Source organism: Chryseobacterium sp. JUb7, from assembly GCF_024806495.1.
Lineage (GTDB): Bacteria > Bacteroidota > Bacteroidia > Flavobacteriales > Weeksellaceae > Chryseobacterium.
This window is the reverse complement of record NZ_JANUFF010000006.1, coordinates 294,439-317,934: the sequence shown is the minus strand read 5'-3', so window position 1 is coordinate 317,934 and position 23,496 is coordinate 294,439. Positions and strand designations below refer to the sequence as shown.

The following is a 23,496-nucleotide window of genomic DNA, read 5'->3' as shown; positions in this document are numbered from 1 at the left end:
ACTCAGAAATCGGAGGCATCTCCACAGATGGTACCGACGGAATGATTATCGAGCAGACTTTTGTCGTGAGACCGAATTTGTAAAGGAAAAATTAAAACTAAACATTATGGCAATAACACCAATCACAAAATTAAAAGAATATTTTAAAGCGAATAAAAGACCTACTGAGAAACAGTTTGAAGACTTATTAGATAGCTATGCGCATTTAGAAGATGATGCTATCAGAAATTTGCAAACATCAGAATATACAACTCATCTTGATTTTCCGTCAGGCTATCAAGTCGGAGATTATGTAGAGTTTTTAGAGTTTTTCCCGGAAATGGCTAGTGCCAGCGGATATTATGAAATATCAATAGCATATACGAGAGACAGTATTGCTTCAGCTGCTACACATCTTGCTTCAGTTTCGCACTCAAACCCCAATATATGGAGAGAGTGTGGAACAATAAACAAAAATAATTATGTAGATGATGTAAACGCAGCAGGCTTTACAATTGATGTTAATGGATCTTCCCGTAGATTTCGTATAAGAGCTACAAAAATACTTGGAGTTACAACTGGCAATATGTCAGTTGTAATCAAAGTACGATCTATTAATAAAAACTATGCATGGAATGCTCTTAATAATAAAGGAAATGATCCCTCATCCATTGGATTACAACCTATGACACATGAGTGGAGTATGGTGGTAGGAGATCTATTCTCATCAAATTCTGCAAAGGTTGCCTTAAAGGTTACCAGAGATGCGAAAGTAGGAGTAGGTACAGATTTGCCGGAAGCAAAGCTTCATGTACAGGAAAAACAGTCCCTAGGAAATATGAATTATGTTTCAGCGATGTTTGATAGAAGTGATGCGGCTGGGGGAAGTAACAAAATTCGATTAAAATACCATAACACTGCTGACTTTGAATTAAACTCAGGATATTCGGGAAATGGATTTATGTACGGATCTTACAGTGATTTGAATATCATTAATAACCGACTGAATTTTAATACGACTTCAGGAGGAATCAACTTTGTAACAGATGGCGCATCAAGAGTGAATATTGCTCCCAATGGGAATGTATCTATAGGAGTGCAAGCTTCTAATTCTACACAATTATTGACAATCAGAGGAACGCAAGGATCGGGAGGAACCGGTCCTGGGAATGGACAAAATTCAACAGCCCTGTTAAGACTTCAGCCTAGTGATGAGGGATATGGAGAAGTTTTTGATTTTGGGATGAATATTCAGTCTTCTTACGGCTGGATTCAGCCACAAGATTTCAATAATGCAAATACATTTTACAATCTGGCTTTAAATCCCAAAGGCGGAAATGTAGGAATCGGTATAGCAAATCCTGCATCAAAACTTCACGTGCATGGAGTTATTACTTCCCAATCTTCTGAGCCAGAAGGTGCTTCTGTCTTTTTAATAAATGATAGTAAACCTGCCAATACAGCAAGAAGATGGGCGATTTATAACATGGGAGGTGACTATGGAAATGGTCTTCAATTCTGGAATTATTTCGATAATGGAAATTATGGACCGAGATTAGTGTTGGCAGATAACGGAAATATGGCTTTATATGGTAAACTTGAGGCAAAAGATGTCGTTATTACTCAAACTCCGACTGCCGATTTTGTTTTCGCATCCGACTATAATTTAAAACCAATTCAGGATGTAGAAAAATTCATTTCTGAAAAAAATCATCTTCCTGAAATTCCTTCTGCAAAAGAAATGACAGAAAATGGAGTGGAAATCGGAAACTTCCAGATTAAACTTCTTCAGAAAATCGAAGAACTCACTCTTTATCTGATTTCTCAGAATAAGGAAATTGAAAACCTTAAAAAAATAGTCAATCATGCCTAAAAGATTCATTACAGAATTAAAAGAATTTTTCAAAGCAGGAAAAAGACCTACGGAAAAGCAGTTTGAAGATATGCTCGATAGCTATGTTCATATAGATAATCCGGATTTTATAAAACCAGAAGATGTTGGAAGCACGAGAGAGGGAATTTTAAAATTTTTTACAACTGACTATGATGCAGATAAAATTTTTCATATAAAATTACCTTACAAAGTCAATACACACAGCTCGATGTTTCATCTTAAAGCTACAGGATATGATTATTACGGATCGGATATCATTGATATTACTTGGGTAGGGTATTGTTATCAGCCATCAGGAAGTCTGATTTATAATAAAACCCATGTGAATGCATCTACAGCAATTACTGCAGGACAGTATGTAGGAACAGATTCACATATATATCTTTGGTTTAAAGCGAATAATACTTACTACTTAACGTTTAAACTAGATTCAATGAGAGTAGGAAACGGAACTTTATTAAAAGAAAATGACGTTCAGCTTATTCTTAGCGATCAATCGCAATTATAATTTTTTTTGAGTAAAATCAGCCCTTTTAAATCTAGTATTTAAAAGGGCTTTTTATTTTTTTAGCGTAAATATTACATCGTAATCAGGTTAAATAACTAAGACTTCTACAGGCTCAGTCTGACAATGCGGGTAATAATTTGTTTATTGTAGAATCTTGTCACATTGAGCCTGTAGAAGTGTTTTTTTTAATTATTGATTATCAGGTATGCTTTTGTGAATTGAGCAATAATTAAAAATAATCAGATCAACATTTATTCAAAAAAATGAAGCTCCGAGCATTTATTAAACTAGTTAAATGTGCAGGTTTTTTTATCAGCCTAAATTTGTCATATCAAAATTAAACAAAAAGAAAATGGAAAATAGAATTTTAGGACTGCACCATATCACAGCGATTGCAGATAACGCCAAAAGAAATTTAGATTTTTATACTCAGGTTTTAGGGGTAAGATTAGTAAAGAAGACCGTCAACTTCGATGATCCGGGAACTTATCATTTTTACTTTGGAAACGAAGAAGGAACTCCGGGAACGATCCTGACTTTCTTTCCTTGGGAAGGGATAGGAAAAGGAACCAACGGAAGCGGACTGGCTACTCACATCGGATATTCGGTTCCAAAAGGAAGTTTGGATTTCTGGAAAAACAGATTGCAGCAATTCAATGTGAATGTTGAAGAAGGTGAGATTTTTGGTGAAAAATTAATTTCATTTAAAGATCCGGATGGTTTGCAGCTTCAGTTTATTGAGTCTTCTGCTCCGGACGACAGAAAAGTCTGGACAACAGATGATATTAAAGAAGAGAATGCATTAAAAGGCTTTCACAATATAACACTGACATTGAAAAAAGCAGATCCTACTATTAAAGTTTTGACAGATATTTTTGGATATGATTTACAAAAACAGGAGGGAGAGAGATACCGTTTTGCAACCGATGCGATTGAAACAGCCAATCTTGTTGACATCATTGAAAACGATAAAATACCGACAGGAAGAAATGCAGCAGGAACCAATCACCACGTAGCCTTCCGAGTGAAAGATGATCAGGTTTTAATGGAATTCCGCGAAAAAGTAATGTCTGCAGGGTTGAGTATCACTCCGAAAATAGACAGAGATTATTTCTACTCGCTCTATTTCCGCGAACCGGGTGGTGTTCTGTTCGAAATTGCAACTGATAATCCGGGATTCACTGTTGATGAACCTTTAAATGAATTAGGAAAAAACTTAAAGCTTCCAAAACAACATGAAGGATTACGTGAAAAAATAGAAGAAGTCCTGCCGAAGTTATCATAGATCATTACCCAATTTTAGTAAACTATATATCTTAGCAATAAGCAATAAGCAATAAGCAATAAGCAATAAGCAATAAGCAATAAGCAATAAGCAATAAGCAAAAAAATAATACAATGGAAACAACAAAAGTAGTTTTAGGAAATGTAAGAGGAGAAGTTCAGCTTTTTTCAGATGAGAACAAAGCAGGGAAAATGGACATCTCGGTAATCGGGAAGAAATTAACCGTTTATCATACAGAAGTTAATGAAGAATATGCCGGAAAAGGTTTTGCAAAATTATTACTGGAAAAACTGGTTTCTTATGCAAGAGAAAATGAGCTGAAAATTGTACCGTTATGTCCTTACGTTCACGCACAATTCAAACGCAATCCGGAAGAATATAATGACGTGTGGCTGAAAGAACAGGAATAATCAAAATAACGTACCATTTTTATATTAAAATCTATTAGTTAACAAAACAACAACAAACTATGTCACTCATTACAGGACTTCACCACGTAACTGCTATCACCGGCGATGCACAGGAAAATATAGACTTTTATACCGGAGTGTTAGGGCTTCGGTTGGTAAAAAAGACCGTCAACTTTGATTATTCCGATGTTTATCACTTCTATTTCGGAGACGAATTTGGAACTCCCGGAACGATCATGACTACTTTCCCATATGGAAAAAGTCTGGTAAACGGCAGACATGGTAAAGGAATGCTGAATACAACGGCATTTTCAGTTTCAATAGATGCACTGGATTATTGGCTGAACAGACTTGATCAATTTAATATTCCCTACAAACAACCACAGCAGAGATTTTCCGGTGAAGTTTTTATTTATCTTGAAGACTTTGACGGATTGGGATTGGAACTGGTTTTTAATGATAAGGATGATAGAAAAGGATATTATAATGGGTTTATTCCAAAAGATTATGCCATCAAAGGAATTCATCATGTAGAAATCTGGTTAGATGCGTACGAACGAACGGCGGCGTTGCTGACTACACAGATGGATCATCAGATCATTGCTGAAAGTTCAGACAGATTCAGATTCGGAACAGATAATATTCCGGGAAAATATGTGGATTTGCTGTGCACGCCCAATGTTTTGAAAGGTTTGGCAGGAAGAGGAACCGTTCACCATGTTGCTTTTGCAACGGCGGATGCGCAATCTCAGCTTGAAATGATTGAAAAACTAAACAAATTCGGGCTGGAACATACCGAAGTGAAGGACCGTAAGTATTTCACTTCCGTATATTTTAAAGAACCGGGCGGTGTTTTATTTGAAATCGCGACTTCAGGTCCGGGATTCGATGTAGATGAAGAATTCGCTTCTTTAGGTGAGCATTTAAGCCTTCCTATGCAGTTTGAAGAAAAAAGAGAACATCTGGATGGTGTACTCTCAAAAATTAATTATCCAACAGAAAAATACAGATAAAAAATGAGTCATATTTTAGATATAAAAACGGGCGGGAAATCATTGAATGAGGCTGAAAAAGCTTTAATTATGATCCATGGAAGAGGCGGAAGTGCACAGGATATTTTGAGCTTGTCACAGCATTTAAACGTAAATGATTATGCGCTGTTGGCTCCTCAGGCAACAAACGGCACCTGGTATCCTTTTTCTTTCATGGCTCCTGTCAAACAAAATGAACCTTGGTTGTCATCCGCTGTTGAGACGATCGAAAAAACAGTTAAAACAGCTATAGAAGCAGGAATTAAAACAGAAAATATCTATTTTTTCGGATTTTCACAGGGAGCCTGTCTTACTCTGGAGTTTTTAGCGAGAAATGCTCAGCAGTTTGGTGGAGCAGCAGCCATTATTGGCGGTGTTATTGGTGATAAAATCAATCGTGAAAATTATTCAGGAGATTTTGCACAGACCCCTGTTTTTTTGGGAACGAGCAATCCCGATTTCCATGTTCCTGTAGAAAGAGTTTATGCTACAGCCAATATTCTAAGGGAAATGAATGCTGATGTTACAGAAAAAATATATGCTAACTTCGGACATTCGATAAATGAAGAAGAAATCGAATTGGCTAATCAGTTGATTTTTAAATAAACTTATTAAATACGAATGTCATTATTAAAAGATAAAGATGTTAATTATCAAACTAATTTCTAACATCTAGCTTCTAAATAAAAAACTATGCACGAACAACTACTCTTAATATTAGGACTTTTACTCATCGTAATGATGTTGGTTATGCTGGCACAGCGTATCAAAATTGCCTATCCCATTTTTTTGGTACTGGCGGGATTGGGAATCAGTTTAATTCCGGGAGTTCCGGTGTTAAAGCTTGATCCGGAAATTATCTTTTTAATTTTTCTGCCTCCGCTTTTATATGAAGCGGCATGGTATACTTCATGGAACGATTTCTGGAAATGGAAAAGAACCATTGGATTACTGGCTTTCGGATTGGTATTTCTGACCTCTTTGGTCGTAGCTTTTGCCTCTCAGGCATTGATTCCCGGGTTTACACTGGCCTTAGGTTTTTTATTGGGTGGAATTGTTTCACCACCGGATGCTGTAGCCGCTACCACCGTTTTGAAAGGTTTGAAAGTTCCGAAACGAACTGTCGCAATGTTGGAAGGTGAAAGTTTGATCAACGATGCTTCATCATTAATTGTTTTCAGATTTGCTTTGGCAGCGGTAATGACAGGGATGTTTTCAATGCAGGAAGCGACGGGGCAGTTTTTTCTGGTGGCCGGAATGGGAGTCGTGGTTGGAATTGTGGGAGCTCATATTTTTTATGCCATTCACAGGTTTTTACCGACAACTCCGGCGATAGACGCTGCTTTAACGGTCATGACACCCTATATTTTATTTTTAAGTGCTGAACATTTTCACTTTTCAGGAGTAATGGCAGTGGTAAGTGGAGGACTATTCATGTCTTTCCGTTCACATGAGATTTTTAAGACGGGAACAACGAGAATCAACATGACCGGAGTCTGGAATACCCTGATTTTTGTGATGAATGCTTTGGTTTTTGTGCTAATAGGACTGGAACTTCCCGACATTATCAGCGGATTGGGAGAAACCTCCCTGATGGACGGGATTAAATATGGTTTAATTATAAGCTTAATCGTTATTGTTGTCCGCCTGTTATGGATTTATCCGGTTGCCCACATTCCGAGATGGCTGAGCAAAAAGGTCAGGAAAGACCCAAGTCCAGGATGGAAAAATCCATTAATCATCGGTTGGGCAGGAATGCGTGGTGTGGTTTCTCTGGCAACAGCATTGTCGATTCCGGTAATGATGAATGATCAGGCTCAGTTTCCGATGAGAAATTTAATTATCTTCATTACGTTCGTTGTTATTTTTGTAACCTTGGTTTTTCAGGGGCTGACACTTCCTTTGATTATTAAATTAACGAAAATCGGAGAAATAGATGATATTTTGCCATCACACGAACAGCAGGCTGCTATTCAGATCAGGCTGGATAACCTTGCAGTGAACAGATTAAATGAAAAATATGAAGCAAATCTGAATAGTAACAGTTTGGTTGAAAATTTTAAAAATACAATTGAAAATGATATTTCTGTTCAGGAAGGTCATTTGAGTTCTCTGGAAATGTGTACCAACAGGCAGAATGATTTAAAGGAATATCATCAGATCATGCTCGATATTTTTGCCATGCAGCGAAAAGAATTGTTTAAAATAAAAAGAGAGAAACAGTTTAGTGATGACGAAATCAGACGAGCTGAATCTCAGCTGGATTTAAATGAATTAAAAATTACAGGGAATAAACATTTGTAAAGAGCGGTGCCAGTTGATGGTTGTCAGTTGCTTGTTTATCGTTACAAATACTGTCAATAATGACTTTGGTTGAAGACAATACACACAAAGTGCAGATTTGAAAAATTAATTAAAGCTAAAAACCATCAACTACCAGCCAGTAACCCTTAACCCAAAACAGATATGAAAACATTACAATTTCTCGTTATCGGAAAAAATCAGGAAATACTAGATACCTTAAAAAGAATCATTGAAAATAATGAAGGCTGGAAAGCTGAAATAAAAAGTGAAGAATCGCCATGTTATGATTATATCAAAGAAAATAAGGTAGATATTGTATTGCTGAGCTCAGGACTGGAAGAACAGTTTGAAAAGGACATCAAAGTTTTTTGTGAAAATTCCGACCAGGAAGTGAAGGTAATAGACCATTATGGCGGAGGAAGTGGGCTTTTAAAGAACGAAGTTTACGCACTTTTCCCTAATTTGCAGCCGTAAACTTAATTTATGTTCGAAAATATCATCAAAAACGTAACACGATTCATTAATCTTAGCCAGGAAGAAGAAAAATTTTTTACAGATTTACTCACGTGTGAGACGATTCCAAAGAAAACAGTTTTATTAAGAGAGGGAGAGGTCTGCCAGTTTGAGGGCTACATCCAGAAAGGCTGTGTGAGAGTGTATTATCTTGATGATAATGGTTTTGAAGTGACCATATTATTTGCCATTGAAGATTGGTGGACGAGTGATATTGCATCATTTCAGGAGCAGAAACCTTCAAAATTATATATTGAAACACTGGAAGATTCGGAAATTTATATGCTGAATCCTGCCACGAAAGAAAAATTATTAAAAGAATATCCGAAATTCGAAAGGGTTTTCAGAATGTTGGTACAGCGAAATTTATCAACGCTTCAGAACAGATTGGTGAATACTATTTCAAAAAGTGCGTCAGACCGATATTTAGAATTTGTAAAAGTATATCCTAGCATTCCTCAGAGAGTTCCACAGTATTATATTGCTTCTTATCTTGGAGTTTCAAAAGAATTTGTGAGTACGATCAGAAAACGGCTGGCTTCAAAGGAGAAGTAGGTAGAGACTGGAAGAGAGAGGTTGTAAGTCATTTACTTCCAGAGTTATACTGTTGAAAATATCTGATTAAAAGCTTTTAGTAGTCATTTTCGGCCTCCCTCTTCAAACTTCGGGTCTCCACAGTTATTTTTCCAAATTCAGCAGTCGTACAATTTCTTTACTGATTTCTACAGCTTTAGGACGATGCGTAGCTTCTGATGAGGCTACAGCGATGGACGCATTTAAGGCGGGAATATAGATTAAATCGGTTCCCAGCCCGCCTCCGTGGTTATATCCTAAAATTCCGGAATATTTTATTTTTCTTATGCCTAAACAATAGTTAATCTCAAGATTAGGGGGAACATCTTGCGTCATCATTTTTAAAATAGCTTTGTTTTTAATAATCTTTCCATTAAAAAGATATTGGAAAAACAGAGCTATATCTTGTTCTGTGGATACGATTCCGCCGCCACCATAAAGATCCCATGAAGGGTCGAGTTCCAGAGTATCCCAACCAAATTCATCCCAATACTGATGAGCTTGCGGTAAAGACTTTACGGGAACCGCTTCCAGCTTGGCAAACCTCGTATTATTAATTTTAAGCTCTTTGAATTTAAGGAATTTTCTGATGGCAGTATAAAACGGTTCATGACTTACATTTTCTATAATTTCTGTGAGTAAAATGTAATTGATATCTGCATATTTAAAAGCTTCTCCCGCTTTTGACAATGGTTTTCCAAGGCTTGCAGCGCGTGAAATCTGTTCGTCTCTTGTCCATTCATATTTTTTATTTTCGCCGATAAATTTAAAATATCCTTCATCCACATAATCCCTTATACCGGAAGTATGTGATAAGAGATGTTTTATAGTAATGTCGTTTATATCATAGCCCGCATTGGCAAGAGTGGTATTGGTTTTCGTGCTGAGCCACTTTTTAATAGGCTGACTGATATCTATTTTTCCTTTTTCAACCAATCTTAATATTGTCGCTGAAACATAAGGTTTGGTGGTACTCGCAATGAGTACGGGCTGCCCGGTTAATAATTTTGTTTTGGATGTTCTGTCGGAATATCCTGTTGCATATCCGAAGTGAATATTCTGATCAGGAGATTCTACAAATACATTAAAACCAACAGCTTCCGGATTTGCGTGATAAACAGAATCTACCAGTTTTTTAATTTTTCCCTCCATATTTTGTGCAGTCAGAAATAATGATGCAAAAAGGAATAAAAGAAGGCCGTAAAACTTTTTCATGCGTACAAAATTAATGTAAAATGATGATTATAAAGTACAATATTATAATGAAAACCCGTTGTGCATTTTAATTTGTTTTCGTCACTTCGAGTGGATTTTTGAAAAAAAATCGTATCGAGAAGTTTGTAATTTTGAAGATGAATTTTTTCTCCAGTTTGTTACGAAAAAACACTCGAACCGAGGAATCTAATACTAAAATTTCACAAAATGCACAACGGGTAATGAAAATCTTTTGCCACACTGAGCTTGTCGAAGTGTTTTTGAAGCTTAAAACGTTTTGTGTTTTGAGAGTTCCAATAAATAGAATAAAATTATTTTCAAAAAATTCAATTTATTAAACTAGTTAAATGTGCAGCATTTTCGCTCTTCTTAAATTTGCCTTATCAATAACGAATAAATATCAAATAGATATGGACAGAAAAGATTTTTTAAAAAAAGGCTTATTGGGAACAGGAATGTTTGTGGCATCAGCTTCACTGGGGAATACCATGAAAAATGAGATCGACGAAATCGAGCCGCTGGAGCCGATCGGATACAATCACTTACCCAATCCTGAGTCAAAAATAAAAGATAATTCGGTGATTCATAAAGCAGATTCAAGAGGGAGGGCAGATCATGGCTGGCTGGTGAGCAATCATACATTCAGTTTTGCCAATTATCATAATCCGGAAAGAATGCATTTCGGGGTATTGAGAGTTCTTAATGATGATAAAGTGGAAGGGGGAAGAGGTTTCGGAACCCATCCTCACGACAATATGGAAATTATCAGCATTCCGTTGGAAGGAGATCTGGAGCATAAAGACAGTATGGGAAATTCGGCCATTATCAGAAGTGGTGATATTCAGGTGATGAGCGCCGGAACAGGAATTATGCACAGCGAATTCAATAAAAATACAGATCGTTTAGTTAAATTCCTTCAGATCTGGGTTTATCCAAATAAAAGAAATGTGAGTCCGAGATATGATCAGATCACATTAGATAAAACAAAAAGCAAAAACAGATTCCAACAAATATTATCTCCGAATGCTGATGACGATGGAGTTTGGATTCATCAGGATGCCTGGTTTCATCTGGGGAGTTTTGAGAATAATATCGAAACCAACTACCAGATCAGGAAAAAGGGAAATGGAGTATATGCTTTTATTTTAAAAGGAAATGCAGAAATCGAAGGTCAGCAGTTAGAACAGAGAGACGGTTTCGGTGTTTGGGATATTACAGATCTGAAAATAAAAGCAACATCAGAAGGAACCGAAATTCTGTTAATGGAAGTGCCGATGACGATGTGATAAAAAAAATTAAACAAGTACTCTTTTTAGAGTGAAATATAGTGTGGTTTGAAGACCCGGATTTTTTAATCCGGGTCTTTTTTATGCGAAAATTAGAGAAGTTTTTGTCATATATTAAGTATTTGATTATTAGGTGGTTTATTCTTATTAATTCTTGTTTTAATTAACGCAATAAATATATGATTAATTATAGATTAAAAATATTAAAAAAATTTTTAGAAAAAATTGATTTATTAAACTAGTTAAATGTGCAGGGTTTCTGATCGCCCTAAATTTGTCATATCAAAATCAAACAAATACTTCAACAAGTTTTAAATATCAATACAATAAATAAACAAACAACATTTAAAAATTAAACATTATGAAAAACTTAATTTTAACATTCGCAGCAGTTTTACTTTCATTTGTAGCATCAGCTCAAAAACCGGGAAAAGGATTATTAAACCCTACCAACCATGCCTTAGTATTAATTGATCATGAAGGGCAGATGGCTTTCGCAACAAAAAGCATCAGCATGGAAGAACTGAGAAATAATGTAGCCTTAATCGCAGGCGGATCAAAAATCTTCAATATTCCGACAGTCGTTACAACAGTAGCAGAAAAATCATTTGCAGGACCTGTTTTCCCTGAAATTTCTGAAGTGTATCCGGAAGCAACCAGCGGTTATGTAGACAGAACAACGATGAATACCTGGGAAGATATTAATGCTCACAAAGCGATCACAGGAAAAAACAAAAAGAAACTGGTTTTTGCAGGGTTGTGGACAAGTGTATGTATTGTAGGTCCTGTTTTATCAGCAATCGATGAAGGATATGAAGTATATGTGGTTACCGATGCTTCAGGTGATATTTCAAAAGAAGCTCATGATCAGTCGATTACGCGTATGGTTCAGGCTGGAGCACACCCGATCACTTCAGTTCAGTATGTCCTTGAATTACAGAGAGACTGGTCAAGAAAAGAAACATACAAACCAGTGAATGATTTGATGAAAAAGTACGGAGGTGCTTATGGATTGGGAATCCAGTATGCTCAGGATATGCTTAAACATTAATTAAAACTAATAAGGAGCAAAGAATATACTAGCTTAATAAGCGACTTGTCACAACACTTTGCTCCTTAAAATATAAAGATTATTAAAATAAATCTTTGCGTTTAAAATTCTCAAAATAGTCATATAGTCGCAATTTCAAATTATAAATCATTATCATCATGAAATTATTCAACAAACTTATATTCTCTTTCATCTTAGGCTCAGGATTATTATATGCTCAACAGGCTGATTTGATCGTAACGAACGGAAAAATAACCACTATGGATGACAAAAATCCGGAAGTTCAGGCCGTAGCTATTAAAGATCATAAAATTTTTCAGACCGGAACCAATGCTCAGATCTTAAAATTAAAGGGAAACGGCACAAAAATTATCGATGCAAAAGGAAGCAGAGTAATTCCGGGATTGTTCGACAGCCATTTGCATGTGATTCGCGGTGGAAGGTTTTATAATACAGAACTCCGCTGGGATGGCGTGAAAACTCTGAAAAGAGCATTGGAAATGTTGAAAGAACAGGCTCAGAGAACTCCGAAAGGACAGTGGGTAAGAGTGATCGGGGGCTGGAATGAATATCAGTTTGAAGAAAAAAGACTTCCGACTCTAGCAGAGATCAACGAAGCGACAGGCAGTGTTCCGGCTTTCGTGATGTATCTCTATGGAAAAGCCTGGCTGAACAAAGCCGGTCTGAAAGAATTAAATATCAACGGAGATACGCCAAACCCGATGCAGGGATTAATTGAAAAAGATAACAACGGCGACCCTACAGGTTTATTGGTGGCAGAACCCAATGCTTTTATTCTGTATTCAACATTGGCAAAACTACCAGAGCTGACAGAGGCTGAAAAAGAAAATTCTACCCTTCAGTATATGACAGAACTGAATCGTCTTGGAGTAACCGCTGTAATGGATGCGGGAGGTGGTTTTCAGAATTTTCCCGACGACTATGGTACAACAGATAAACTGAATAAGGAAGGGAAAATTACCGTTCGTCTGCCTTATTATCTGTTTGCTCAGAAGAAAGGCTCTGAACTGGCGGATTATACAAAATGGACAGGAATGGTAGAGATTGATGATCACGGACATAATGATTTTAATGATATTGATTATCACGTAAACGGGGGCGGTGAAAACCTGGTTTCTGACGGAGCAGATTTTGAAAACTTTCTTTTTCCGAGACCTGAGCTTCCTACTAACATGGAAAAAAGCATGAAAGAGGTAGTCAGTCTTTTGGTGACAAAAAAATGGCCTTTCAGAATTCATGCTACCTATAATGAAAGCATTACGAGATTTTTGAATGTCATTGAAGAAGTGAATAAGGAAAATCCTCTGAACGGACTGGTTTGGTTTATTGATCATGCAGAAACCGTGACAGAAGAGAATATGAAACGAATCAAAGCATTGGGCGGAGGTATCGCTGTACAACACAGAATGGCATATCAGGGGGAGAGCTTCATCCATCGTTACGGTAAAAAAGCCGCATTAGCTTCTCCTCCTGTTAAAAAAATGCTTGAAATGGGAATTCCTGTAGGATTGGGAACAGACGGAACAAGAGTCGCAAGCTATAATCCCTGGGTTGCTTTATACTGGATCACTTCAGGGAAAACAATCGGTGGAACTCAGGTGATGGCAAAAGAAAATACACTCGACAGAAAAACAGCTTTATCACTTTCTACATATGGAGGATATGAATTGATAAAAGACTACGAAAAAGGAAAAATTCAGAAAGGATATTTTGCAGATCTTACGATTTTAGATAAAGATTATTTCACGGTTAATGAAGAGGAAATCAAAACCATTACTTCAAAATTAACCATCGTAGACGGAAAAGTAGTATACGGAGACGAATCTTACAAAAACTTTGCTCCCGCTTCATTGCCCGTACTTCCGGAATGGTCACCGGTAAAATACTACGGAGGTTATCAAGCCAAATAGGTATTAAAATTCCAGCTTAATCATATTTCGCCACAGCAGAATTCCCCTCCACTGGAGGGGTGGCGAAAATTCAAAGAATTTTTGACGGGGTGGTTTATAAAAGTTAGCTTATAATCAATGAAGTTGATTCTCTTTGCCCCTTATAATCTACAGTTTCAAAAATCATTCTTCCGCATTAAAAATTTCACACCATCCAATTCCACAGAAAATTTAAAATTAAAATTTAAAACCATGAAAAATCTTGTTAAAATCATCGCCAATACCAATCTGGAAGGAAAATTAATTCACGTCGCATTATTGGTTTTCAGAATCTTATTATCCGTAGAATTGATCGTGGCACACGGACTGAAAAAACTGGGAGTAGGCGTTGCCGAAGCAGAACAGGTACCCAATCCTTTACATTTACCCGAAGCCTTCAACAGCCTTTTTGCAGATGCAGCCAATCTTGTATTTCCTGTATTTGTTATCCTGGGATTTTTCACAAGATTAGCGGTTCTTCCGATTTTAGCAGTGACTTTAACGGGCTATTTTATTCTTCACTGGAATGATGCTTTATTGATAAAAGATACCCCCTTTATGTACAGTTTATGTTATCTGTTTCTACTGTTTACAGGTCCCGGAAAATATTCGATGGATTATTATTTAAGAAAAATTTAATCATGAAAAAGTTAATTATTATCCTTTTGTTATTGCAGATTATTTTTCCGACCCGACTTTTTGCTCAGTTTAAACTGATGAGGTTTGATGAAGATTACTCAACGTATAAAGATTCTGCCAATACATTCTATAATTCAGTAAAATACATTCCGTTATCCGAAACAAAAGACAAATACCTGTCGCTGGGCGGAGAAGCAAGACTTGAATTTGTAGATTTTAATAATGAAGATTGGGGAAGACTGGGAATTGGAAGCAATCCGTTTTTAATCCAGAGATACACAGTACATGCAGATGTACATTTGGGTTCAAGGGTGAGAATTTTCGGACAGCTCAGAAGTGCCTGGGAAAACGGAAGAAAAAACGGTCCGAGACCCATTGATGAAGATCATTTGAATATTCAGAACCTTTTTGTAGACGTTGATGCCATCAAAAATGATAAAGACAAACTGACGATCCGTGCCGGAAGGCAGGAATTGGATTATGGAAGCGGAAGACTGATTTCTGTACGCGAAGGTCCGAACCTGAGACTTTATTTTGATGGATTAAAATTCATGTACGAAAGAGGAAATTTCAGATCAGATGCTTTTATGATGATGGCGAGTGAAGTGAACGTCGGAGCTTTTGACAATACATCTTCAAAATCGATCAATCTTTGGGGAAGTTATAACACTTTTATCCTTCCTAAAAGCGGAAACATAGAGTTTTACTATTTGGGAATTCACCGTAAGGAATCGCGTTTTGAAGACGGATCAGGAGCTGAAACAAGACATACATTAGGCGGAAGATTCTACAGATATGGTGGCGGATTTATTTACAATTTTGAAGGAGCCTATCAGTTCGGAAACTTCAATAAAGGAAATATCAGTGCCTGGACGGCTTCAGCAGATATCGGCTATATGTTCGAAAATGTAAAGGGAAAACCTACGGTCAACCTCCGAAACGACTATATTTCAGGCGACCGTAAAAAAGGGGACGGAACACTGGGGACATTCAATCCTCTCTATCCAAAAGGCGGTTATTTCGGATTCAATCCGCAAATCGGTCCTGTGAATCTGATTGATATTCACCCTTATGCAACGGTTGATCTGAACAGTAAAATAACAATTCAGGGAGACGTCGTTTTCAACTGGCGATTTTCAGTACAGGACGGCGTTTACAGACCCAGCGGAACATTGAATCTGACCTCTTCAAACTCGACAAAGAAATATATAGGAACAGCTTTTCTGGGAAGTATTAATTATAAAATCAATAAGTTTCTGACCTTCAACACCGGAATTCAGTATTTCAAAACCGGAGCGTTCGTTAATGATGTGATCGAAGATGATAAAGACGGTCTTTTTATTAATTCCAGAATTGTATTTAAATTTTAAATGAAACAATAATACCACAAACATCTATTCAAAAAGCAAGAATTTTCAATGGTGTTATTTGTAAAAATATTGGGGCTATTTGTGCTTTATTATCCCACATCAATGTGAAATTTTTAGATAGAAACTACCTTTGAAAAACAATAAAACAAATAATAAATTAGAATTAAATCTTACACGTTAACATCGGAAAACTTAGCTGATTGAAACGCCTTTGCGAACTTAAAAACAGAAAATATTTAAATAAAAACTTTGCGCACTTAGCGTTAAAACAAAAATCTTAAACTTTAAAATAAACCTTATGAAAAATACACTAAAAAATAGCTTAAAAAAATCTCTATTCATCGCCGGATTGGCATTTTCAACCCTTACTTTCGCACAAACTGCCTCAGCCAACTCATCTCCAACACCCACAGCCATCGGAACATCAAAAAACTGGGGCTCCGTTGACGGAATTTCAATGATCGGACTGGTTCAGGGACCTTCTTCCGCAGATGCTCAACTACAGGTTGCCTGTGTCTTCGAGTATACTGAAAATGACATTCACAGTGCTCAGGCATTACCTGCAAACTTAAATGGATTAGTCCATTTGGATGAGGCTTTGAAAGGTGAATTCACCAAAATCAGACAGTCAGGGCAATTTCAGGGGCATTCATTGGAAACAATTTTAATTACCCCTCCGGCAGGCTCGATGTCAGCAAAAAAACTTCTGTTGATAGGCTTAGGGGACCGTAATAAATTCACTCCCGAACTGATGGCTTCCGTAGGAGAAGTGGCAGCACGTGAAGCAATGAGGTTAGGCGTAACCAATTTTGCCTTTGCCAGCGACCTGAAAGATGCAGGAATTGATTCTCCAACTGCTCTGGTAGCCGGAAATGTAGTGAAAGGTATCGTTCTGGCCAACCGTTCTGAAATCTATTTGAGAGAACACAAACTATCCAATACCAAAAAATTAGAAAAAGTATATCTTCTGGCAGGTCCGTCTTTCTTTGAAGTGGCAGGCGGCGGAATTAAGGATGCGATTGCAGAAGTGAATAAAAAATAATGAAGTTAGATTCATTAATATTGTTGAGAGCTCTCTTTTTTAAGGGATCTTTTTTGATATATTTGTCTAGCTAATAACAATGATATTATATAAGTTTGGATATACTAGCTAATAAATCAAATTTGTTTTTCGATTAAACTTATGAACGTACAACATCTAACTTTAATTTTCTTAATAATAGTTCTAATTATTATTTTGTTGGTAATAATAAATATTAAAAATTTATTTGAAAATATAAGTGACTCAACAAAAAAGACATGGATTTTTATTTTCAGTGTTTTGGGAGGTTTATTTGTAATTGTTTCAATTTTTTTACCTTATTGGCTTACTAATATATTAAGTAAAGAAAATTTAGATCCCAATGCAGTTGGAGATACGATAGGTGGAACAATGGGGCCTTTTGTAGCAATTGGTGGAGTGATTTTTACTTTTCTTGCTTTTTATATGCAAAAGTTAGCAAATGATGAAATTAAAAATCAATTCAAAATTCAACAGTTTGAAAGTCAATTTTATGAAATGCTTAGATTGCATAAAGAAAATGTGACTGAAATTGAATATATTAATGATAATAAAACTTTTAAAGGAAGAAAAGCATTTGAAGATTTATATAGTGAATTCAAAGATGTATACGATGTAGTAAAACAAGAATCACCAAAAGAACTAGAGAATATAGAAATAATAGTAAAATCCTATCGAATTTTTTTTATGGAATAAATTCAAAACAAAATTGTTTAAAAAGAGTTTTGAAAGATCGTTTAGATACACGTAAGGGTACAATAGATGATGAAATTTACTTCGGTCTATACTTTAAAAGTAGTGAATACAATAATAATACGTCATTTGGGTCTGGACATTCAGCTTATTTGGCTCATCTCTATCGTCATTTGTATTTAACAGTTAAATTTGTGGCTAGTCAGCATCAAGATTTTATTTCTTATGAAGATAAAAGAAAATATTTAAGAGTTTTAAGGGCTCAACTTTCAAACTATGAACAAGCATTATTGTATTATAATTGGAAGTCTGGTTTTGGAAAAAAATGGGAAGAAAAAGATGAAAAAGGAACTTTGAAAAATCATTTTTTTTACGGATTACCGGATGATTCATAATCTCAATAATGAAATGTTATTTGATAACTCTAGCTTAGAAAGTATTAGAGAATTTAAAGAAAAATTTGAAAATGAAGAAGGAAGAGTCCATGATCCATTATTTGAATTTCAAGATTAGTTATTTTCATAACACTCAATTTATCACCCCTCAACTAAATTAGCAAAATCCAAAAAAATTCCCGATTTTTGCAACCCTTTCAATAATCCCGAATTCATGAAACTTTGTATTGCCGAAAAACCCAGTGTTGCCAGAGATATCGCTAAAGTATTGGGCGCTACCATGCCTAAACAGGGCTATATGGAAGGGAACGGCTATTGCGTAACATGGACGTTCGGACATCTTTGTACCCTGAAAGAACCTCACGACTACGGTCCTCAGTACAAATCATGGAATCTTTTTTTACTACCGATTATTCCAAATAATTTTGGGATCAAATTAATTCCTAACAAAGGTGTTGAAAATCAGTTTAAAGTGATTGAAAGATTGGTCGAAGAATGTGATGAAGTGATTAACTGTGGGGATGCCGGGCAGGAAGGAGAGCTAATTCAGCGTTGGGTTTTGCAGAAGGCAAAATGTAATAAACCTATTCAACGTTTATGGATTTCGTCCCTTACTGAAGAGGCGATTAAGGAAGGTTTTGCCAACTTAAAGCCCTCCGAAGATTATAAAAATCTCTACCTCGCAGGAAATGCAAGAGCAATCGGAGACTGGTTATTGGGAATTAACGCGACACGACTTTTTACGAAAAAATTTGGGGGAAACAAAGCCGTTCTTTCTATCGGCAGGGTGCAGACTCCCACGTTGGCGATGCTGGTGCAGCGTCAGAAGGAGATTGATGCTTTTAACACCGAAGAATATTGGGAACTCAAAACCAAATACCGTGATGTGATTTTCAATGCAGCGATCGATCGTTTAAAAACCTTAGAACGTGCCGAAAAAGGTCTGGAATATCTTAAAGTGAATCCTTTTGAGATTGTTTCTTTTGAAATTAAAGAAGGAAAAGAAAAAAATCCAAGACTGTTCGACCTGACCGGACTTCAGGTGGAAGCCAACAAAAAATACGGATATTCCGCAGAAAATACCTTAAAATATATTCAAAGTCTTTACGAGAAAAAGCATGTCACGTATCCGCGTGTTGATACCACCTATCTATCGGAGAGTTTATATCCTAAAATAGAAGGTATTCTTCGAAAAATGTATTTCTATCAGGAGTTGGTTGCTCCTTTATTGGAAGCACCGATTCCAAAGTCGAAAGCGGTTTTTGATGACGCGAAGGTAACGGATCACCATGCCATTATTCCGACAGAAATTCCACCTTCTCAAAATCTGAGCAGGGAAGAAAAGCTGGTTTATGATTTGATCGCAAAACGTTTTATTTCAGTATTCTATCCTGAATGTAAAATTTCAAATACGTTGGTGGAAGGTCAGGTAGGAACGATTCCCTTTAAAACAAGCGGACGACAGGTTCTTGAACCGGGATGGCGGGCGGTTTATGCTAAAGACACCAAGGAAGAACCGACAGATAAAGAAAAAGATAAGGAGGAGGAACAGACGATTCCTGAATTTACAGTTGGAGAAACCGGACCTCATGATCCGATGATCCACCAGGGAAAAACGTCACCTCCAAAACCATACACGGAAGCTACACTTCTGAGAGCCATGGAAACTGCCGGAAAACAGGTGGAAGATGACGAGCTTCGGGAATTATTAAAAAACAACGGGATCGGAAGACCTTCAACCCGTGCCAACATTATAGAAACTCTTTTCAAAAGAAAATATATTGAAAAGAAAAGAAAAAATCTGATTGCCACCCAAACAGGCATTCAGCTTATAGACACCATTGAAGACGAATTGCTGAAAAGTCCCGAACTGACTGGTGAATGGGAACTGAAACTTCGTAAAATTGAAAGCGGCGAATATGAAGCCAATCAGTTTAAGGAAGAACTGATCCAAATGGTTACTGAGCTTACCAAAAAAGTAGTTGACGGAAAAGCGAAAGTTTTTACACTTCATGAAGAAAAAGAAGAGGTTAAAGAAAAGAAAAAACGGGAACCGGCTGTAAAAAAAGAACTTCAGTCCTGGGAGGAAACGAAATGCCCAAAATGTAAAGAGCATCATTTAATGAAAGGAAAAGCAGCCGTCGGATGTTCTGATTTTAAAAATTGTGGTTTTAAAGTGAGTTTCGAAATCTTCGGTAAAAAACTGTCGGATAAGCAGCTTATGGATCTTGTCATAAAGAAGAAGACTTCCAGATTAAAAGGCTTTACAGCACATCCGGAAAGTCTGGCGGAAGGAGTTTTGTCCGTGGATGAAAACTTCAATATTCATCTTACCTGATGCTAATCTGATCTATTGTAATGTTTGTGAAATCACTGCGAATTCAAATAAAATAAAAAACCTCCGGAAATTCGGAGGTTTGTGTTTTCATCATTTGTGTTTTAAGGATTTAATCCTTTTTCATCATTTGTGTTTTTTTGTCTTAACCAATACTTTTAACTTAAATAATCTGTTGTTATATATACAAAAACATAACCATAGTTTTCAAAAACAGGCCGGATTTTGTAGATATTTATCGAAAGAAAAGTAGATATTTATCGCTTATTAATGAGGTTAGAAAAACCTTTTTTGCATTTTCATTACCATTAGAGTATCTATGAGAGATTTTGGGAAATTTGTTTTTACCTTTGCATCTAAAATCAAAAAATGACGCCCGAGAAAAAACAACTCATTACTGATAGTTTTAACCGCTCCGAAACTTTAAAATTCTACAAAGCAGAGCTGCTGGAAGTCGACACTGATTTTATTTCCATGAAAATTCCGAAAATGGAACTGATGACCCGAAAGGCAGGCATGTTCAATGGAGCAATGATCGCTTCTTTGGTTGACGTTTCTTCAGGATATGCTGCTGTCAGCCACTATGCAGAAGACTGTTATGTAGTAACCGTAGAGTTGAAAGTGAATTATTTGAGACCGGCAATCGGTGATGCTTTGGTTTCAAAATCTTATGTGATAAAGGGAGGAGCTAAAATCAGTGTTATCAGAACTGAGATTTATGTAGTGGATGAAAACGGAAGTTCAGAAAGTCATGTGGCGACTTCATTGGTTACCATGATGAAGATAAAATAAAAAACTTACCCAACTGTATCCCATATTTCCAATCCCGTACCTCTAAAACGAAAATGCCTGAACCGAAAACTGCAGATAGGCATTGTTTCCGACAGGATTCCACATTCCCCAGATTCCTACGGGTAGCTTATAGCCTGCAATAGTAAAGGTTTTGGAAACAATTAAACTGACTTCGGTAATTCCGTCTTTTTTTGCGAAAAAATTGCTTTCTTCTCCCGCATGATTTAAGGCAAAACCATATCCAACTCTTGTACGAACTTCCAGATTTTCATCAGGCTTTTTATAAACCGGATATTCTGCAGAAATGAAAGAGGAATATTTGTTTTCCGTATTTTCTTTATTCCTGTCGCGGCCGAAAACAACGGTATTGGCACTTAGGGTCAAAGGAATTTTATCGCTGATGGTATAAAAAGACCTTAAGTCCCAGAAACGGCCGGTTTCACTGGCATTATAATTGAAAAATTCTTTATTGTTATACGTTGCATCGGGTGAAAAGTTATAAATGTCCCAAAGTTCAACAGTCAGATGTTTATTCTTATAACCGATATAGTTGTTGAACTCTTTATAGGAACCGTCAACATTGCCGCCGGTCCAGAAACCTCCGTAGAAATTTTTGCCGTCTAAGTGAACATCACCTGTGTAAACTAAACCTGAGGAAACTTCAAGACCTCTCCATAGATGGCTGTTTCTCAATTGAAGGGCCGAGTGAAGTTGCTGGGCATATGCAGCCGAACTTCCTATGATGAAAGAAGCGGCTATCAGTATTTTTTTGATCATGTTTTGTGTTTTTTAGTCTGTACAATCCCACATCCGATAGATAACTATCGGAATGCAGAATGTACAGGTCAAAATATAAAAAGTTAGTTAATTAAGTCTTTTTCTCTGATTTTAGATCCGAATAATGCGTATGAAAGCATTAATAATTCACAAACTACCGTAAGAATCCAGGTCCATCTCCATGATCCCAGGCTATCAGCAAGACCTCCCTGAATAAGGGTAAATACAGCACCTCCAAATACGGCAGAGATAAATACTCCTGAAGCTTTTGAAGTATACTTATTCAGTCCTTTGATAGAAAGCGAATAGATGCAGCTCCACATGGATGAGTGTAAAAGCCCGATGGCTACCAGAAACCATAAATTCTGAATGATCATCGCGGTGATGGCAAGAATGGTTGCTAAAATAGTCGTAGTAGCCAATTGTGTTTTAGCAGAAATATGACTCAGGAAGCTTGAAATAGATCTGCCTACTAAAAATCCGCCCCAGTATAATGTTGAAAGCAAAGCGTGAATCCCAAGATCCATTCCGCCGATCATAATATCTGTTTTTCCGAAGAATGTAATCGGATGGCCGGATTCGGTTAATTCGAAAGCATGAAGATTGATATTCGCTCCAATGGCAACCTCAGTTCCCACATAAAAAAATATCGCTACAACGCCTAATGCAAAGTGTCTGAATGACCAGATGCTTCTCTCAAGCTTTTCTCCTGCAACTGCTCTTGTATTTTCAATATCGGGAAGATGAAGTCTTTTAGTGATTAAAATAACCGTTAAGATACATGCAATCAATACCGAAAGGGGAAGTAATAATTGTTTGATTTCAATATTTTCAATAGAAATTCCGCTAAACATAATCACTGTCACGAAAAATGGAGCAGAAGTGGTTCCGATAGAGTTGATGGCTGTTAAAATATTCAGACGCTGAACCGGCTGGGTTCCTTTCAGCTGATAAGACGCTGCATAAGGATTCACCACCACCTGTATGATTGCTGCTGAGGTTCCCATTAAATAAGATCCTGCTACGAAAATAACAAACCCGAAAGGAATAATGGCATCACCAATACTAAATTTCATATCTGGATACTGTGCCCCGAACCATGAAGATAAAAGGTACATAAATAATCCCGAAATCATAAAGAAGAGCCCTCTCAGAATGGTATTTTTATACCCAAAGGCATTCACCCACTTACTTCCCAGTGTTCCGTTTAAAAGATATCCTAAAAAGAAGAAAAATGAAATCAGGGTAGTGAATGTATTTTTCAGACTTCCGGCATGAGATAGAAATGTGAATTTCAACGGGGCCTGAAGCTGCTCGTTCACGGTAGTTAAAAAACCTACAATGAAATAGATAAAAGTAATAATGGCAAATGGAAAAACGCCATTATTGGACTTTGAATCCAGAGTTTTAATGTCAGAATTTACGATCATATGTGTT

At 36.6% G+C, this 23,496-nt stretch carries 22 protein-coding genes; 19 read left to right on the top strand and 3 right to left on the bottom strand.

Annotated features, from left to right (window positions below; genetic code table 11):
• The 9 genes from M2373_RS13680 to M2373_RS13640 form a co-directional block, all read left to right on the top strand.
• Positions 1-1,852 (top strand): hypothetical protein (locus M2373_RS13680; RefSeq protein WP_259111606.1); only part of this gene is annotated, 1,852 nt, incomplete at its 5' end.
• Positions 1,845-2,381, top strand: a complete 537-nt coding sequence (locus M2373_RS13675) for a hypothetical protein (protein WP_259111605.1) — start codon at positions 1,845-1,847, stop codon at positions 2,379-2,381. The genes M2373_RS13680 and M2373_RS13675, both read left to right, overlap by 8 nt.
• A gap of 352 nt (positions 2,382-2,733) precedes the next feature.
• Positions 2,734-3,666, top strand: coding sequence for a ring-cleaving dioxygenase (locus M2373_RS13670; RefSeq protein WP_259111604.1), 933 nt, complete (start codon positions 2,734-2,736; stop codon positions 3,664-3,666).
• Positions 3,667-3,779: 113 nt separating this feature from the next.
• Complete coding sequence (locus M2373_RS13665) at positions 3,780-4,076, top strand: GNAT family N-acetyltransferase (RefSeq protein WP_259111603.1); 297 nt, start codon at positions 3,780-3,782, stop codon at positions 4,074-4,076.
• Positions 4,077-4,135: 59 nt separating this feature from the next.
• Positions 4,136-5,089, top strand: coding sequence for a VOC family protein (locus tag M2373_RS13660; protein ID WP_259111602.1), 954 nt, complete (start codon positions 4,136-4,138; stop codon positions 5,087-5,089).
• Between the two features lie 3 nt (positions 5,090-5,092).
• Positions 5,093-5,713, top strand: coding sequence for an alpha/beta hydrolase (locus M2373_RS13655; protein WP_259111601.1), 621 nt, complete (start codon positions 5,093-5,095; stop codon positions 5,711-5,713).
• 87 nt (positions 5,714-5,800) lie between these two features.
• Positions 5,801-7,411, top strand: coding sequence for a Na+/H+ antiporter (locus M2373_RS13650; protein ID WP_259111600.1), 1,611 nt, complete (start codon positions 5,801-5,803; stop codon positions 7,409-7,411).
• A 162-nt stretch (positions 7,412-7,573) separates the two neighbouring features.
• On the top strand, positions 7,574-7,885 hold the full coding sequence (locus M2373_RS13645) for a hypothetical protein (RefSeq protein WP_259111599.1): 312 nt from the start codon (positions 7,574-7,576) through the stop codon (positions 7,883-7,885).
• A 9-nt stretch (positions 7,886-7,894) separates the two neighbouring features.
• Positions 7,895-8,479: a Crp/Fnr family transcriptional regulator gene (locus tag M2373_RS13640; RefSeq protein ID WP_259111598.1), complete on the top strand. Its 585-nt coding sequence runs from the start codon at positions 7,895-7,897 to the stop codon at positions 8,477-8,479.
• Positions 8,480-8,602: 123 nt separating this feature from the next.
• Here M2373_RS13640 and M2373_RS13635 read toward each other — a convergent pair whose 3' ends face one another.
• Positions 8,603-9,712, bottom strand: a complete 1,110-nt coding sequence (locus M2373_RS13635) for a serine hydrolase (RefSeq protein WP_259111597.1) — start codon at positions 9,710-9,712, stop codon at positions 8,603-8,605.
• Positions 9,713-10,122: 410 nt separating this feature from the next.
• Here M2373_RS13635 and M2373_RS13630 point away from each other — a divergent pair, with 410 nt between their 5' ends.
• The 10 genes from M2373_RS13630 to M2373_RS13585 all read left to right on the top strand — a co-directional run bounded on the left by M2373_RS13630 (position 10,123) and on the right by M2373_RS13585 (position 21,282).
• The gene (locus M2373_RS13630) at positions 10,123-10,998 is read left to right on the top strand and encodes a pirin family protein (RefSeq protein ID WP_259111596.1); all 876 of its coding nucleotides are present in this window, start codon (positions 10,123-10,125) and stop codon (positions 10,996-10,998) included.
• A gap of 361 nt (positions 10,999-11,359) precedes the next feature.
• On the top strand, positions 11,360-12,049 hold the full coding sequence (locus M2373_RS13625) for a hydrolase (RefSeq protein ID WP_259111595.1): 690 nt from the start codon (positions 11,360-11,362) through the stop codon (positions 12,047-12,049).
• 158 nt (positions 12,050-12,207) lie between these two features.
• Entirely contained in the window at positions 12,208-13,980 is a 1,773-nt protein-coding gene (locus tag M2373_RS13620) for an amidohydrolase (RefSeq protein WP_259111594.1), read from the top strand.
• A gap of 231 nt (positions 13,981-14,211) precedes the next feature.
• Complete coding sequence (locus tag M2373_RS13615; protein WP_259111593.1) at positions 14,212-14,637, top strand: DoxX family protein; 426 nt, start codon at positions 14,212-14,214, stop codon at positions 14,635-14,637.
• A 2-nt stretch (positions 14,638-14,639) separates the two neighbouring features.
• Positions 14,640-16,007 (top strand): alginate export family protein, encoded by a 1,368-nt coding sequence (locus M2373_RS13610; protein ID WP_259111592.1) that lies wholly within the window; start codon positions 14,640-14,642, stop codon positions 16,005-16,007.
• 298 nt (positions 16,008-16,305) lie between these two features.
• The gene (locus M2373_RS13605) at positions 16,306-17,049 is read left to right on the top strand and encodes a M17 family peptidase N-terminal domain-containing protein (RefSeq protein ID WP_259111591.1); all 744 of its coding nucleotides are present in this window, start codon (positions 16,306-16,308) and stop codon (positions 17,047-17,049) included.
• 141 nt (positions 17,050-17,190) lie between these two features.
• Positions 17,191-17,763, top strand: a complete 573-nt coding sequence (locus tag M2373_RS13600; protein ID WP_259111590.1) for a hypothetical protein — start codon at positions 17,191-17,193, stop codon at positions 17,761-17,763.
• 29 nt (positions 17,764-17,792) lie between these two features.
• Positions 17,793-18,155 carry a putative phage abortive infection protein gene (locus M2373_RS13595; protein ID WP_259111589.1) on the top strand — a complete coding sequence of 121 codons (363 nt, stop codon included), beginning with the start codon at positions 17,793-17,795 and terminating at the stop codon, positions 18,153-18,155.
• Between the two features lie 214 nt (positions 18,156-18,369).
• Positions 18,370-20,493 carry a type IA DNA topoisomerase gene (locus M2373_RS13590; protein WP_259111588.1) on the top strand — a complete coding sequence of 708 codons (2,124 nt, stop codon included), beginning with the start codon at positions 18,370-18,372 and terminating at the stop codon, positions 20,491-20,493.
• A gap of 366 nt (positions 20,494-20,859) precedes the next feature.
• Positions 20,860-21,282: a PaaI family thioesterase gene (locus tag M2373_RS13585; protein ID WP_259111587.1), complete on the top strand. Its 423-nt coding sequence runs from the start codon at positions 20,860-20,862 to the stop codon at positions 21,280-21,282.
• Positions 21,283-21,324: 42 nt separating this feature from the next.
• Here M2373_RS13585 and M2373_RS13580 read toward each other — a convergent pair whose 3' ends face one another.
• Both M2373_RS13580 and M2373_RS13575 read right to left on the bottom strand, forming a co-directional pair.
• The gene (locus tag M2373_RS13580; protein ID WP_259111586.1) at positions 21,325-22,059 is read right to left on the bottom strand and encodes a hypothetical protein; all 735 of its coding nucleotides are present in this window, start codon (positions 22,057-22,059) and stop codon (positions 21,325-21,327) included.
• 83 nt (positions 22,060-22,142) lie between these two features.
• On the bottom strand, positions 22,143-23,489 hold the full coding sequence (locus tag M2373_RS13575; protein WP_259111585.1) for an MFS transporter: 1,347 nt from the start codon (positions 23,487-23,489) through the stop codon (positions 22,143-22,145).
• Positions 23,490-23,496 lie beyond the last annotated feature (7 nt).

Coding starts and splice junctions, on each gene's coding strand:
- M2373_RS13675 (WP_259111605.1), top strand. CDS start 1,845: ATGCCTAAAAGATTCATTACAGAATTAAAAGAATTTTTCAAAGCAGGA.
- M2373_RS13670 (WP_259111604.1), top strand. CDS start 2,734: ATGGAAAATAGAATTTTAGGACTGCACCATATCACAGCGATTGCAGAT.
- M2373_RS13665 (WP_259111603.1), top strand. CDS start 3,780: ATGGAAACAACAAAAGTAGTTTTAGGAAATGTAAGAGGAGAAGTTCAG.
- M2373_RS13660 (WP_259111602.1), top strand. CDS start 4,136: ATGTCACTCATTACAGGACTTCACCACGTAACTGCTATCACCGGCGAT.
- M2373_RS13655 (WP_259111601.1), top strand. CDS start 5,093: ATGAGTCATATTTTAGATATAAAAACGGGCGGGAAATCATTGAATGAG.
- M2373_RS13650 (WP_259111600.1), top strand. CDS start 5,801: ATGCACGAACAACTACTCTTAATATTAGGACTTTTACTCATCGTAATG.
- M2373_RS13645 (WP_259111599.1), top strand. CDS start 7,574: ATGAAAACATTACAATTTCTCGTTATCGGAAAAAATCAGGAAATACTA.
- M2373_RS13640 (WP_259111598.1), top strand. CDS start 7,895: ATGTTCGAAAATATCATCAAAAACGTAACACGATTCATTAATCTTAGC.
- M2373_RS13635 (WP_259111597.1), bottom strand. CDS start 9,712: ATGAAAAAGTTTTACGGCCTTCTTTTATTCCTTTTTGCATCATTATTT.
- M2373_RS13630 (WP_259111596.1), top strand. CDS start 10,123: ATGGACAGAAAAGATTTTTTAAAAAAAGGCTTATTGGGAACAGGAATG.
- M2373_RS13625 (WP_259111595.1), top strand. CDS start 11,360: ATGAAAAACTTAATTTTAACATTCGCAGCAGTTTTACTTTCATTTGTA.
- M2373_RS13620 (WP_259111594.1), top strand. CDS start 12,208: ATGAAATTATTCAACAAACTTATATTCTCTTTCATCTTAGGCTCAGGA.
- M2373_RS13615 (WP_259111593.1), top strand. CDS start 14,212: ATGAAAAATCTTGTTAAAATCATCGCCAATACCAATCTGGAAGGAAAA.
- M2373_RS13610 (WP_259111592.1), top strand. CDS start 14,640: ATGAAAAAGTTAATTATTATCCTTTTGTTATTGCAGATTATTTTTCCG.
- M2373_RS13605 (WP_259111591.1), top strand. CDS start 16,306: ATGAAAAATACACTAAAAAATAGCTTAAAAAAATCTCTATTCATCGCC.
- M2373_RS13600 (WP_259111590.1), top strand. CDS start 17,191: ATGAACGTACAACATCTAACTTTAATTTTCTTAATAATAGTTCTAATT.
- M2373_RS13590 (WP_259111588.1), top strand. CDS start 18,370: ATGAAACTTTGTATTGCCGAAAAACCCAGTGTTGCCAGAGATATCGCT.
- M2373_RS13585 (WP_259111587.1), top strand. CDS start 20,860: ATGACGCCCGAGAAAAAACAACTCATTACTGATAGTTTTAACCGCTCC.
- M2373_RS13580 (WP_259111586.1), bottom strand. CDS start 22,059: ATGATCAAAAAAATACTGATAGCCGCTTCTTTCATCATAGGAAGTTCG.
- M2373_RS13575 (WP_259111585.1), bottom strand. CDS start 23,489: ATGATCGTAAATTCTGACATTAAAACTCTGGATTCAAAGTCCAATAAT.